Source organism: Acetobacterium sp. (assembly GCF_041752335.1).
GTDB lineage: Bacteria > Bacillota > Clostridia > Eubacteriales > Eubacteriaceae > Acetobacterium.
In genome coordinates, this window is sequence record NZ_JBGSHG010000004.1 from 104,602 (window position 1) to 119,086 (window position 14,485).

Annotated in this window: 11 protein-coding genes; 1 reads left to right on the forward strand and 10 read right to left on the reverse strand. The window is 45.0% G+C overall.

Annotated features, from left to right (window positions below):
• Positions 1–196 precede the first annotated feature (196 nt).
• Positions 197–1,426, reverse strand: a complete 1,230-nt coding sequence (locus tag ACEW8F_RS00930; RefSeq protein WP_373481592.1) for a murein hydrolase activator EnvC — start codon at positions 1,424–1,426, stop codon at positions 197–199.
• A gap of 259 nt (positions 1,427–1,685) precedes the next feature.
• Positions 1,686–2,834 (reverse strand): iron-containing alcohol dehydrogenase, encoded by a 1,149-nt coding sequence (locus tag ACEW8F_RS00935; protein ID WP_373481593.1) that lies wholly within the window; start codon positions 2,832–2,834, stop codon positions 1,686–1,688.
• 275 nt (positions 2,835–3,109) lie between these two features.
• Here ACEW8F_RS00935 and ACEW8F_RS00940 point away from each other — a divergent pair, with 275 nt between their 5' ends.
• Positions 3,110–4,270 (forward strand): 1-deoxy-D-xylulose-5-phosphate reductoisomerase, encoded by a 1,161-nt coding sequence (locus tag ACEW8F_RS00940; protein WP_373481627.1) that lies wholly within the window; start codon positions 3,110–3,112, stop codon positions 4,268–4,270.
• A 69-nt stretch (positions 4,271–4,339) separates the two neighbouring features.
• Here ACEW8F_RS00940 and ACEW8F_RS00945 read toward each other — a convergent pair whose 3' ends face one another.
• From ACEW8F_RS00945 to ACEW8F_RS00980, 8 genes are all read right to left on the reverse strand, one after another.
• Positions 4,340–8,605: a PolC-type DNA polymerase III gene (locus ACEW8F_RS00945; protein ID WP_373481594.1), complete on the reverse strand. Its 4,266-nt coding sequence runs from the start codon at positions 8,603–8,605 to the stop codon at positions 4,340–4,342.
• Between the two features lie 10 nt (positions 8,606–8,615).
• Positions 8,616–9,680: a flavodoxin-dependent (E)-4-hydroxy-3-methylbut-2-enyl-diphosphate synthase gene (gene ispG, locus ACEW8F_RS00950; RefSeq protein WP_373481595.1), complete on the reverse strand. Its 1,065-nt coding sequence runs from the start codon at positions 9,678–9,680 to the stop codon at positions 8,616–8,618.
• A 9-nt stretch (positions 9,681–9,689) separates the two neighbouring features.
• On the reverse strand, positions 9,690–10,484 hold the full coding sequence (locus tag ACEW8F_RS00955) for an RIP metalloprotease (RefSeq protein ID WP_373481596.1): 795 nt from the start codon (positions 10,482–10,484) through the stop codon (positions 9,690–9,692).
• Positions 10,485–10,492: 8 nt separating this feature from the next.
• Entirely contained in the window at positions 10,493–11,377 is an 885-nt protein-coding gene (locus tag ACEW8F_RS00960; protein ID WP_373481597.1) for a phosphatidate cytidylyltransferase, read from the reverse strand.
• Positions 11,361–12,071: an isoprenyl transferase gene (locus ACEW8F_RS00965; RefSeq protein WP_373481598.1), complete on the reverse strand. Its 711-nt coding sequence runs from the start codon at positions 12,069–12,071 to the stop codon at positions 11,361–11,363. Before ACEW8F_RS00965 ends, ACEW8F_RS00960 begins: the two co-directional genes overlap by 17 nt.
• A 393-nt stretch (positions 12,072–12,464) precedes the next feature.
• Complete coding sequence (locus ACEW8F_RS00970) at positions 12,465–13,109, reverse strand: transcriptional regulator (protein WP_373481599.1); 645 nt, start codon at positions 13,107–13,109, stop codon at positions 12,465–12,467.
• Positions 13,110–13,217: 108 nt separating this feature from the next.
• Entirely contained in the window at positions 13,218–13,601 is a 384-nt protein-coding gene (locus ACEW8F_RS00975) for a Rid family detoxifying hydrolase (RefSeq protein ID WP_373481600.1), read from the reverse strand.
• 27 nt (positions 13,602–13,628) lie between these two features.
• Positions 13,629–14,459, reverse strand: coding sequence for a Cof-type HAD-IIB family hydrolase (locus ACEW8F_RS00980; protein WP_373481601.1), 831 nt, complete (start codon positions 14,457–14,459; stop codon positions 13,629–13,631).
• Positions 14,460–14,485: the final 26 nt, after the last annotated feature.

Genomic DNA, 14,485 nt, shown 5'->3' on the forward strand with positions numbered 1-14,485 from the left:
CTTTTTAATTAATTTCATTAAAAAAATAAATTTTTTGTAACAAATGTATCTAAATTCGTCCAAATTTAAATTTTCTGCATAATCTCAACAATCCTGCCGGCAGAACATTTGTTTTTTGGGCAAAAATAAAAGAGAAAAGATTTTTATTTATATCTTTTCTCCATACTTTAATCTTATCTCAATTAACTAATTAGCTTTATATATAGGGACTGATTGGTGATCCATACAATCGCACTTCATAATGCAGATGAGATCCGGTTGAATCGCCGGTGCTTCCTACTGCCCCAACGGTTTGACCCGCCGCTACGGTTTCTCCAGCTGAGACATTCATCGCACTTAGATGCGCATAGACCACTGATAAACCATTGCCAATATCGACAATTACACAATTCCCATAACCACCATTCCAACCGGCTGAGATCACTGTTCCGTTTCCGGCACAGGCCACTGGGGTACCAGACGATGCTCCAATATCAACTCCAGCATGGAATCGGGAATCACCCCAAATGGGATGGATTCTCCAGCCGAAAGGACTGGTAATATCGCCATAACACGGCCAAACATAAGAGCTGGAATACACCGGAGGTGCCGTTGATCCGCCACCTGATGTGTCTCCACCGCCACTGTTGGTGGTATCTCCTTCACTGCCATCGGTCGATCCATTGTTGCCGCTATTCTGAGCCGCTGCCTGTTCTGCAGCTGCACGCTGCTGTTCATAATAGGCTTGCAACTGTCCTTCAATATCAGCTGATGTAGCTGCTTCAGCTTCTTCAATTGCCTTATATTCGTCTAATGCTGCCTGATTTTGGGCTAATAACTGATCTTTTTGGGCTAGTACTTCTTCCTGCTGAGTCAAAACAACTTCCTGTTCGGTTTTTTTCTCAACTGTTTTTAAGCGATCTGCCTCAATGCTCAGTTTCTTCTCATCAATTACTTTTTTTGTTTCGTCCAGAGCATTCAGGGAGTCCTTGTCCGCTGTCATAATGTAACGGGACATATCCAACTTGGTAATAAAATCAGAAAAATCAGAAGCTGAAAAGATGAATTCCATGATACTGCCGTTGCCGTACATATACATAGCTCGGACCCGATCGCTCATGGCATCTTCCTGTTCCCGTTTTTTCGCCTCTGCAACTTTCAGTTCTTCCTGTTTTTTTGCTATATTCCCTTCAATGGTTGAGATTTCTTCATTGATAGCACCAATGATCCCACTGATTCGATTAACCTCTTCATTGACCTTACTGATTTCTTCCTCAATCCCGTTGATGGTGTTCTGAGTCATGTCAACTTGATATTTTGCTGCTGCCTGTCGAGCATTGCTTTGTGCCAACTGCTCGGTTAATGAAGCCGCATTGACGGGTGCTGTTAAAAATGCCAAAACCAGGGAACCAGTAACGATACCTGATACTATTCGATGTTTTTTCATTTTTCCCCTTTCCCACAATCTTAGTGTGACCTATATTTGTTACTTCTCGGGTAATTTTTATTGTTTTTGTAACGGTTGTATTATACCATAATAATGTCGCAATTAAAACTAAAACAATAGAATAACTTGAAAATATTTTGTACAAAACAGTAATAAATGCGATTTTTTGTTTTTTGTTTTTTTTATCAAAAAAAAGACACTCCAAAAATTCAGAATGTCTTATTCGTTATCAATTATAAATGCTTTCTATTCGCTAAACTTAAAAAGCAGCTTTGTAAATAGCAATCACGTCTTGTTTGGTCGGGCATTTCGGATTTCCGCCGGTACAGATATCGGCCAGAGCCAGGTCTGCCAATTCGCTGAAATCTTCTTCTTTGACGCCGATTTCTTTGAGTCCCGAGGGAATGCCAACATCTTTTGATAATTTTTTAATGGCATCAATGGCCATGATATTGATTTCTTTAGGTTCCCGACGGCTGATATCCAACCCCATCGCCACGGCAATGTCTTTTAATCTGTCGCCAACAGCATCGGCATTAAATGCCGTTACATAGGGCAGCAAAATGGCATTGCAAACGCCGTGAGGCAGGTCATAGAATCCGCCTAACTGGTGTGCCATAGAATGTACAATTCCCAGCCCACCGTTAGAGAAGCCCATACCGGTTACAAACTGACCATAAGCCATGGCATCCCGGGCATCCAAATCGTCACCATCTTCAACAGCTTGTCTTAAGCTGCCGGAAATGGCTTTGATCGCTTCCAGATTAAAAAGATCGGTAAATCGTGAGGCCCCAGCCGTTGTATAACCTTCAATGGCATGGGTCAAGGCATCCATACCAGTCGCTGCGGTTAATGATTTTGGCATTTTCATCATTAAAACCGGATCATTGACAGCCACAGTAGCCAGGCAGTTGGGATCAACGATAACCATTTTCAGTTTACGCGCTTCGTCCGTGATAACATAGTTAATGGTTGCTTCACTGGCAGTTCCGGCAGTGGTATTAATAGCCACGATCGGTAGCGATTTGTTAGCGGTTTTCCCGACGCCTTCGTAATCCCGGAGATCTCCGGGATTGGTTGCCAGAATGGCGATCCCCTTGGCGGTATCCTGAGGAGATCCGCCGCCGATACTAACCAGAAAATCACATTCATTATCCTGCAATGCCTGAAGACCGGCGTTTACATTGGCAACGGTGGGGTTTGGTTTAACATCTGAAAATAAAGCATACGGAACTTTTGCTCCATCTAATACATTGAGTACATCTTGAACAATACCTGCTTCAACAAGCACTTTATCGGTTACAACTAAAGCTTTTTTCACGTTCATACGTTTGATCTCGGGAGCAATTAATTCAATTGCACCGGGTTCCATAATTACTACTGGTGGAAAATAATAGGTTCTTGCCATAAGAACACCTCCAAAATTATTCGTTTACATGATTATATGTCAAAGAAATGGCTGAATAAATGGAAATTTTCTCTTGTTTGAGATACATTATTGAAATGACTGATTGATGATATGGAATAAACCGAACACAACAAATAATAAACGGCTTTCAGGATCTCTCAAACTCCCGTACCGACCAATTGTTAATCTGTTGTTTAAATTTATCTCTTATTTTTAAGAATTGTATTATATGATTTTAAACAGAAATTGATAGAATTAATTGTGTAAAAGAGGTAATTATGAAAAATATCAGCATCCTCGGGTCGACCGGTTCGATTGGAACCCAGGCTCTGGAAGTGGTTTCTGAAAACAGCGACGTTTTAAATATTATCGGTTTAACTACCAACACCAGCATTGATCTCCTGGAAAAGCAGATCGACGCCTATTCCCCCCGGATTGTTTGTGTCATGGATGGGGATTCAGCACTCCAGCTTGAAAAGCGCTTGAAAACAAAGGGATCTACAGTAGCGGTAGTGTCTGGCTTAGATGGCCTGATTGCGGTCGCCACCGCATCGGAAAACAATCTGCTGCTCACGGCGGTTTCCGGCATGATTGGCCTGCAGCCAACCCTGGCGGCCATTAATGCGGGCATAGATATCGCTCTGGCCAACAAGGAAACGCTGGTGGCCGGCGGCCAGCTTGTCATCGATGCAGCAGCAGCTAAAGGGGTTTCGCTGCTGCCAGTGGACAGTGAGCACTGCGCCATTTTTCAATGTCTGATGGGAAATAAACATCAAGAAATTGAGCGGATCATCATTACCGCTTCCGGTGGACCGTTCCGGGGTCAAACCCGAGAACAGCTGGAATCTGTTACCCTGGCTCAGGCCTTGAAACATCCCAACTGGTCGATGGGTAAAAAAATCACCATCGATTCAGCCACCCTGATGAATAAGGGGTTGGAAGTTATCGAAGCCAAATGGCTGTTTAATCTGAGATGTGATCAGATTGATGTGGTGGTTCATCCCCAGAGTATTATCCACTCGATGGTGGAATTCATTGACCATTCTACGATGGCCCAATTGGGGATGCCAGATATGGCGCTGCCGATCCAAATTGCTTTCTTCTATCCGGATCGGATCGCCAATAACCGTCAAGCTCTAGATTTCAGGCTGGTTCGCCAGCTTACCTTTGAAGATCCCGATCTTGAAGCTTTTCCCTGTTTACTGCTGGCCTACGACGCCCTTGAAATTGGCGGTACCATGGCCTGTGTCCTTAACGCAGCCAATGAAATTTCAGTGGCCCGATTTATAAATCAGGAGATCCACTTTCTGGACATTCCCCGGATTAACCGGCTGGTGATGGAAAAACATCAGGTGATTTCCTGTCCTGGTCTTGATGATGTGCTGGCTGTGGATGCCTGGGCCCGGGAAATGGCCCGGGAAGTAAAGACTGATTAATTTTAATGTAGGCAATATTAAAGGGGGGCGTGGATTCCACGCCCCCCTTCTTTATGGAAAAACGAGTGCTTAAAAAAAGGTAATCTGATTGGAAGCCGGCAGTTGGTTAAGACAACCCTGTTTTTCCAGGGTTTCAATGACCGACTTGCTGATCTTGGTGCGGTTCTGCAAATCCTCCCGGGACATATAGGGGCGCAGCTGGGCTTCTTCAAAGATTCGCTGGGCCGCCTTGTCGCCAATCCCTTCCAGGGCGTTGAGTGGTGGCAGCAGCGTATCGCCAATGATTCGAAACTGGCTAAAATGAGACTCATAAACATCAACATTTTTAAAGCTGTAACCGCGGCACATCATTTCATGGGCAATCTCCAGCACCGTCAACAGTGACTTTTCTTTGTTGGAGACCTTGGTTCCCAGTTCTTTAATCTGATTCATCCGCTGCACCACCACCCCCTTACCCTGGCTGATCAGCTGAGCATCAAACTCGCTGGCCCGGACTGAAAAGTAGGTGGCATAGTAAGCCAGCGGGTAATAAACCTTATACCAGGCAATTCGAAAGGCCATGGTAACATAGGCGGCCGCATGGGCCTTGGGAAACATGTACTTGATTTTTTTACAGGAATCAATATACCATTCCGGCACCTTGTTCTTTTTCATATCTTCTTCCCATTCGGGTTTGAGACCTTTTCCTTTTCGGACCGCTTCCATAATCGTAAAGGCTGTTTTAGCTTCTAATCCTGCATAAATCAGATAAATCATAATATCATCCCGGGTACAGATGGCTTCTTTAATGGTGGCCTTCTTATCGCGGATCAGATCCTGAGCATTATTTAACCACACATCGGTGCCATGGGATAGACCGGAAATCCGAATCAGATCGGAAAACGCTGTGGGCTTGGTATCGAGCAGCATTTCCCGAACAAAACTGGTACCGAACTCGGGAATCCCGCAAACCCCCAAGGGCGATTCAAAATCATTGTCGGTAAAATCCAGAGCTTTGGTGGAGGTGAACAAACTCATCGTTTTTTCGTCATCCAGGGGAATTCCGACCGGATCAATGGCGGTAAAATCCTTGAGCATTTTTAACATTGTAGGATCATCATGGCCCAGAATATCCAGCTTCAACAAACGACCGCTGATGGACTCATAGGCAAAATGGGTGGTGACGGTATCGCTTTCGGTGTCATCAGCGGGACGCTGAACCGGACAGAAATCATAAATGTCCTTATAGGTTGGTACTACCATAATTCCGCCAGGATGCTGGCCGGTCGTTTTTTTGACCCCGGCGCAGCAAGAAATCACCCGTTCCAGTTCGGCTCGGGTAGCTTTGATGTCTTTTTCGTCATAGTAGTTTTTGACAAAGCCAAAGGCGGTTTTTTCGGCAATGGTAGAAATGGTGCCAGCCCGGAAAACCTTGCCCTTACCAAAGAGCACCTCGGTGTAGCGATGGGCTTCGGCCTGATTCTCGCCGGAAAAATTAAGGTCAATATCGGGCTCTTTATCGCCTTCAAATCCTAAAAAGGTTTCAAAGGGGATGTCGAAGCCATCTTTATCCAGCTTGGCTCCGCAATGGGGGCAATTGGCATCTTTTAAATCCGGTCCCACCCCGACCTCGGTGCTGTTAAAAAATTCGGAATGTTTACAGCGGGGGCAACGGTAGTGCGGGGCCAACGGATTAACCTCGGTGATCCCACAAAGAGTGGCCACAAAGGATGACCCCACCGAGCCCCGGGAGCCGACCAGATAACCGTCTTCCATGGAATGATAAACCAATTTCTGGGCAATCAGATAGAGGACTGAGTAGCCGTTGCCGATGATCGAATCCAATTCTTTTTTAATCCGCTTTTCGACAAGTTCCGGCAGCGGCTGGCCAAAGAGCTCCCTGGCCCGCTCTTCCACCATTTCGCGAATTTCCTCGTCGGATCCTTCAATCACCGGTGGATAGGTGCCATCGGGTATCGGCAGTACTTCTTCGATCATCGCGCCGATTTTGCGGGGATTGTCAATCACCACTTCCCGGGCGGTTTCCTCATCCAGATAGGCAAATTCATCCAGCATTTCCTGGGTGGTTCGATAATATAGCGGCGGCTGTTTACCGGCATCCTTATAACCCTGACCGGTGAATAAAATTTCCCGGTAAAGGGAATCTTCCTGATTGACAAAATGAACATCGCCGGTGGCTACCACTGGTTTGTTCAGGCTTTTTCCCAAATCAATGATCCGTTTATTCAAGGTCTTCAGGGCCTCCTGATCGGGGACGCTGTTATTGTCAATCAGATACTGGTTATTTCCCAGCGGTTGGATTTCAAGATAGTCATAAAAGCTGGCAATCTGCTGAATCTCATCCTGGGACTTATTGTGAACCATGGAGGTAAACAATTCTCCTGCTTCGCAGGCCGAGCCCAACAACAGGTTTTCCCGGTTTTCCGCCAGCAAAGACTTGGGTATGCGCGGTTTTTTATAAAAATAATTCAGATGCGATTCAGAAACCAGGCGATACAAATCCTTGATTCCGGCCTGGTTTCTGGCATAGATGATAATATGGTTGGTGGCATTAAGCCGGATACTCCGTTCTCGACTGGACAAAGTATTAAGGGTCTGGATCGAGGTGCAGCCTTTTTTCTCAGCCAGATCCAAAAGCTTGACAAACACCTTGGCCGAGGCCGCCGCATCATCCAACGCCCGGTGATGATTTTGAATATCAATTTTAAAATAAGAGCATAGTTTTTTCAGATTATGGCGGTTAATCTGGGTTAGCAGACACCGGGACATCGCCAGGGTATCCACCGCGGTATTTTCCCGGGCAATGCCGTGATCGGTTAAGGCTTTATTTAAAAAACTCATATCAAAAGCGGCATTGTGGGCGACCAGAATGGTCTCGCCGGAGAACTCCAGAAATTTTTCCAGAGCATCCCGTTCTTCCACGCCATCGGCCACCATCTGATTGGTAATATTGGTCAGATTGGTAATAAAGGCCGGTATTTCACAATGGGGATTGACCAGCGTCGAAAAGCTGTCGACGATCTGTTTGTTTTTAATGCGCACCGCGGCAATTTCAATGATCTTATGGTTTCCGGGAACAAGCCCGGTGGTTTCCAGGTCAAAAAAAGTAAATTCGCCGCAGAAGTCCTGATCCTGGTTGCCGTAAACCATATTAAGCTGATCTTCCACCAAATAACCCTCGACCCCATAGAGTACCTTGATTTTTTTCTTGCGGCCCAATTCCATCATTTCCGGATAGGCCTGCAGCACCCCATGGTCGGTGATGCCGATGATGTCATGGCCAAAATTGGAAGCCTGTTTCATAATCTGCTCCACCTTACTGACTGCATCCATGGCACTGAACTGACTATGCAGATGAAGTTCGACCCGTTTAACCAAGGCATCGTCGGTTTTAATGGTTTCTTTGGCAAGGTTGATGTTGCGGGGATAAAACATCATTTCCTGGGAATACTCATCATAATTGATCTTGCCTTCAACCAGATACCAGCTGCCTTCTTTAATTCCTTCGATGACTTCTTCTTTGTCGGTGAAGATTTTGCAGGTAATACTGTTGGTATTGTCGGTGATATTAAAGGTCAGCAGGGTCTTATTGTTTTTCAACGGTCGGGTATTGACGCCAAAAACCCAGCCTTTGATCACCAGGCTTTTCCCTTCGGATTCCCCATTAATATTAAAATCTACATTTTTGAGCCATTCCCAGCTACGGGTTATCTTTTTTCCCGTGACCACATCCCCGGGTTTTTCGGCCTTGGGAAGCTTGGCGGTGCTGGACCCATTCGTTGAACTGCTTGAACTGGCACTAACCGGTTTTATTGCCGCCAATCGTTTTTCCAGATCCTGCTGACTTTTTTCCGCCACCGAATCGTCATCGGTAAAACGCACCACCAAGTCAGATTCCAGGCCATAGTGTTCAGCGATCAAGCGCTTGAAACGACTGGAAAAAATCGCCAGGGCTTCCCCATCCAGTTCACCAGTGGACCGTCCTCTGACATAAAAGGTGTTGCCTTCAGCAATCAGAGTATTGATCAACAGGATATTGGTTATCTTCTGATTGATGCCAACCAGCAACTGACTGACCCCTTTGCCATCGGTGGCCAGGAGATGCTCGCCATCCTGATACTGAAGGGGAGCCACCTCGATTTCCAAGGCTTTAGCATAATCAAAAATTTCCTGCATTTCATTTTTGATAAATTCAGTATCAGCCTGTTTTTTTGGACTGGAAAATTTAAAAATCAATTCCCCTTTACTGGAATTGATTTTAATACTATCGGTGATCAGATGATAGTCCGCTATTATTTTTTGATATCGTTCCTGTCGTCGGGTTAAAATACTCAAAGATCTCGCCTCACATTTTTTCTATTTCTGCTAATAATACCGAGATGATTTCATCCTCGGCAATGCTTTTTATAATTTCACCCTTTTTAAATAATACCGCCTTTTTTTTCCCGCCGGCAATGCCAATATCGGCGGCCTTGCCTTCTCCGGGACCATTAACAATACAACCCATCACGGCGACCCGGATGTCTTTTTCAACAGTTCTCAGCTGCCGGTCGATTTCCTGGGCGATACCAATCAGATCAATTTCAGTGCGTCCGCAGGTAGGACAGGAAATGACTTCCACCCGGGGCCGTCGGCCGGTGTATAAACCGATGCCGCGAAGAATGTCCCGGGCCACATCAATTTCTTCGAGCGGATCGCCGGTAATCGATACCCGCAGGGTGTCCCCCAAACCACTAAGCAACAGATAGCCGATGCCCATGGCTGATTTAACTGCCGAGCTGCGCAGGATTCCGGCCTCGGTGATCCCCAAATGCAGGGGATAATCGTACTGCTGCGAAAATTGTTCATAGCAGGCAATGGTAAAGCGCACATCCGAAGCCTTCATCGAAACCACGATATTATCAAAGCCGGCGTCTTCGAGAATCCGGATGTGACGTTGCGCCGACTCCACCATCCCGGCCGGGGTGGCCCGGCCCCCATTTTTCGCCAAAATTTCTTTTTCCAGGGAACCGGCGTTCACCCCAATCCGGATCGGAATGTCCCGTTCGGTGGCCATGGCAACAATTTCCCGAATGCCTTTTTCTAAACCAATATTGCCCGGATTAATGCGCAGCTTATCGATTCCATTTTCCATGGCGGTCAGAGCCAATTTATAATCAAAATGAATATCGGCAACCAGAGGAATTTGAATTCCCTTTTTTATCTCGACAATAGCCTTGGCCGCTGCTTCATCAGGAACTGCCACCCGGACAATCTCACATCCGGCTTCTTCTAGAGCGTTAATCTGAACAATCGTAGCATTAGTATTTCTGGTATCGGTATTGGTCATCGACTGGATCGCAATGGGATTTTCTCCACCAATGGCAATTGAGCCAATTTTGACAACCCGGGTTTTTTTTCGATTTTTCACATCTTTCTCCTATACTGCCAGCCGCATGATATCATTGACGGCAATCAGGACCGCCAGGGCAATCAGGGCAATAAATCCAAAATAGTTGATCTTCATTTCCAGTTCCAGACTAAGTTTTCGACGCACCACCATTTCAATCAGCAGGATAAAGATTCGCCCGCCATCCAGGGCTGGCAACGGAAACAGATTGATAATCCCCAGGTTGACACTGAGCATGGCGGTAAACGCCAACAGAATAATCAGTCCACTTTGCAGGAAGGTATCCACCATCGATACCATTCCGATCGGGCCAGCCAGCTGATCCAGGCCCACCTGACCGGTGAACAGCATCCCAAAGCTCTGAAAAATCAGACCGGAAAACCGCCAGGTATTTAAAAAGGCGGTGCCGATGGCATCAAATACGTTGGTATGACCAGTAAACAAGGCCACCACAATTAGGCAGACCACAGCAAAAATAATGTTCATGGCCGAACCGGCCACCAGTACCAGCAGCTTTTGGCCCCGGCTTTTTGCTTCGTAACTCCGGGGATCGATGGGGATGCTGGGATCCTTGGGAAGCAGATTTCCGTCTGCGTCAAATTCTGGTTCTTCACCCCGCATTTTGCAAAAGCCACCAACGGGAAATGCCCGAATGGTGAACAGCGTTTCTTTTCCCTGCCGACCAAACAGTTTTGGCCCCATGCCAATGGCAAATTCTTCAACGAAGATGCCCGTTTTTTTTGCCACGATAAAATGTCCCAGTTCGTGAACGATCACTAAAACACATAATATCAGCAATGTAATGAGTACGGTATATAAATTCAAATTTTCACCTACGCGATGCCAATGGTTAATTTGGCAAATATATAAATTAAAGGAATGATAAAGAGAATACTATCAAAGCGATCTAAAATACCGCCATGACCGGGCAGTATGGTACCAAAATCTTTTATTTTGGCTTTTCGCTTAATCATTGATGCTGTCAAATCCCCGCATTGTCCGGCAATGCTTCCAAAAACGCCAACAACCAGGTATAAATACCAGGGTAAAACAAAACTGAAGTAGGAACTGAGAATGGTTCCGTAAAGGATCGTACACAAAGCCGCGACAATCACCCCGCCAACTGACCCGGCAATGGTTTTTTTGGGACTGATCAGCGGCGCTATCTTTCGATGACCGATGGATTTGCCAATAAAATATGCTGCGGTATCGGTTGTGAAAGCAATCACAAAAATCAGCCACATGTAATAGGCTCCTTTATTGACTGTTTCAAAAAGGAACAGGTGCCCAAACATCACCGGCACATAAATCAATCCCATCAGCGTGGCACTGCCCCGTTGAATCCCCACATTTCCCGATAGGATTTCATAACAGAAAATAATAATGAAGGCCACCAATAAAACTGGCATCAGAAAATAATAATCCAATTTGATGGTAACCATCAACATGACGGTCAAAAAAATCATCAGGATTGCATTAATCTTAGGGCGAATCATTTTGTTAATGGCTCGCGTATATTCCATTGTCCCGACAAAAGCCAGAATGGATACCCCCATGACCAGGATAAATCCTCCGGTATACAAAATAAAAATGAGCAGTGGCAAACCAACAACCCCGGTCCAGATTCGGGTTTTCATGGAACTCTTATCAGCCCGTCTGCTCTCTGCTCTGGCTCGTTCCGCCCGGCGAATCTCCAGACTGCTACTCGGCCGATCCATAGCGTCGATTCCTGTTCTGATAATTTTCGATCATTTGATAATAGATTTCAACTTCAAAATCTGGCCAATAAATGTCGGTAAACATAAATTCTGAATAGGCCATTTGCCACAGCATAAAATTACTGAGTCGGCTTTCCCCGCCGGTTCGAATAAGCAAATCTGGATCCGGCTGGCCTTTGGTATAAAGATGATCGCTGATATGAGCTTCTGTCATCGCTTCCGGGGTAATCTCCTCGGCCATGAGCTCCTTAACCGCATGAAGAATTTCGTCTCTGCCGCCATAGTTCAGGGCGATATTCAGCACCAGTCCGGTGTTTTCGGCGGTGGTCTCCATCGCTTTTACGGCGGCTTCTCTGACTTTTTTTCCCAGCCCGTTTAGATTTCCAATCACGTTGATTCTGACATTGTTTTGATGTAATTCCCCAACTTCTTTATGGAAATACTCAACAGCGATATTCATCAGTCCATCGACTTCTTCGGGACTCCTTTTCCAATTTTCGGTGGAAAAAGCATACATCGTAATTATTTTTATTCCGGCATCTGATGACGCCCGGACAATTTTTTTCAATGTCTTCATGCCGGCATTGTGGCCAAATAAACGGGGACGATTTTTTGCTTTCGCCCAACGGCCGTTTCCGTCCATGATTATGGCTATATGCTCAGGCAGATTATCTTTATTTAACTGACTTGTCATATTGCACCCCTATTTCTATCGTATTTATGCATTTGTTCACTCTTTTTCTGCTATCCAATATTATATGCTATTTTTTAAGATTTGTAAATTCTATCCCCTGGGGATGAATTGAAACAAGATTTACTTAAGACTCAATTTTTCAGATTGAGTTCAGCTTACTGATGCTCAAAAAAAGGAAAAGACCTCAGGCATAGCCTGAGGTCTTCCTGGAAATTATTGTGAAAATGAGAATTATTGTTATCAATATAACATCTTTTGAACAAAAAGTAAACGATTAAATAAAATTTAATTTAATTTTTATTCAGATTAAGGTAACCTTAATCTTTTTAACGTTCAGGTTGAAAGTATATCCGTTACTCAATAGTCGAATCAACCTTAGTGATCCCTTTGCGATTATTTTTTTGTCAATGAAAGATAGCGGTAAAGGGTCGGCACCGATACCCCCATGCATTTCGCCAGATACCAGATGGTTCCCTTAACCGAAAAGGTTCCCATCTCATCCAGTTTCCCCACAAGCTCGACTTTTTCATCCTTGGATAAAAGCTTCAGCTTCTTTAACAGATCCCGGGAGATATGATTCAGGTTATTATCCACCAGTTCTTTGACATCAATATTTATTTTGTCCGGACCTTTTTCTCTGATCGCCGTTTCAACCAGCGGCGGTCGGATCATTTTGTCCAAAAGTTCCCGGGCGGTAATTAAATCATGACAATCTGAATTGATGCAGATCATCCCAATTAAAACTTCGTTTTCGTCCTTGATAAACCAGGACGCCGACTTGATCGATTCTTTTTTCTTGAATTTCTTGGGGTCATTATTCATATAGGGTACTTTTTTATGAACTTCACTTCGGAGAATTCTCAGGTTCGTTTCGGTGATCGGATCGCCGACCTTCCGCCCGCTGATATGGCCGTTGCGAATGGCCACCACCGAATGATGCCAGTCGGTCATATCATGGAGCACCACCTCCGTATTTTCACCCATAAATTCAGCTAAAAAATCCACCAGCGTTACATAGGTCTGCAGTTTTTTATTCACTTATTTTCCTCGCTTTTTTTATTCATCAAGAAGATACCCATGGTCATTGCCGGAAAGGCATGACCATGGGCGCTTTAATCGAAGCTATTTATTTCTGTTCAAAATGTTTTATTTAACGGCGATGGCTTCAATTTCGAAAAGAGCGGCCTTAGGCAAAGCAGCTACCTGCATACAGGAACGGGCGGGATACTCGGCCTGACCTTCGAAAAATTCAGCGTAAATATCGTTAACAACCGCAAAATCTGCCATATTTGCCAGAAATACCGTGGTTTTAACAATATCTTTCCGACTGAAACCGGCAAATTCCAGAACCGCATTTAAATTTTCCAATCCTCTTTTAGCCTGTTCTGCTACGCCTACTTCCAATTCACCAGTTTCCGGAATCAGCCCCAGCTGACCCGATGTATACAAGGTCTCTCCAACTAAATAGGCATGGGAATAAGGACCCACTGCTGCTGGTGCCTTATCGGCAATGATTGCTTTTTTGTTCATAATAATCTCCTTAATTTTATTAGTTTATTAAACCAAAACATATTTCTCTATCGCATGGGCGACGCCATCTTCATAAAAGGGTAGGGTAACATGATTGGCAATGGCTTTAATTTCCTCAGACGCATTCCCCATTGCGACACTGAGGCCGGCAAACTCCAACATTCGCAGATCGTTGTCACTGTCGCCAATTGCCATGACATTTCGCGGTTCCAGCTTCAATATTTGACAAAGCTGTTTTAACCCAGAGCCCTTATTGGCTAAACGATGATTGACCTCTATGTTGTTGGCGATGGCCTTTGTCAGGGTCACCCCATGAATCTGAGAAAACTTCTGCCAGAGCACCCGAAGATTTTTATCGCTGAGCAGGGGAATATTAATTTTTTCAATTTCGGCAGCATTTTCCATGGTAAAATCCAGGACATTATCAACCGCTATGGCATTACTACGAATAAAGGCAATCAGATCCTCGGACAATTCATTTCGGTCACCAATCATATCAAAGTAGCGGCGCTCGCCGTAGGATTGGCCCTGATAATAAACTTCGCAAAATAAGTTGCGGCGGGTCAGTGTTTTCATAATCTTTTTCACACTACCAGACCCCAGATAGTTGCTACTGATGACTTCATTGGTATTTAAGTTGGTAACGGCTGCCCCATTTGAGGTCACAGCATAATTAATGCCCGGGATACTCATCACCGATTTCGGCAATTGTCCCAGAATACGTCCTGTTGATGGGACCACATGGATACCTTTGGCAATGGCCTTTTCCAGCACAATCCGGGTTCTTTCTGAAATTGACATATAATCCTTTTGAAGGGTGGTGCCGTCCATATCCAATGCGATTAGTTTTATATCCATGGTTTACCCCATTTCTTATTTTTTAG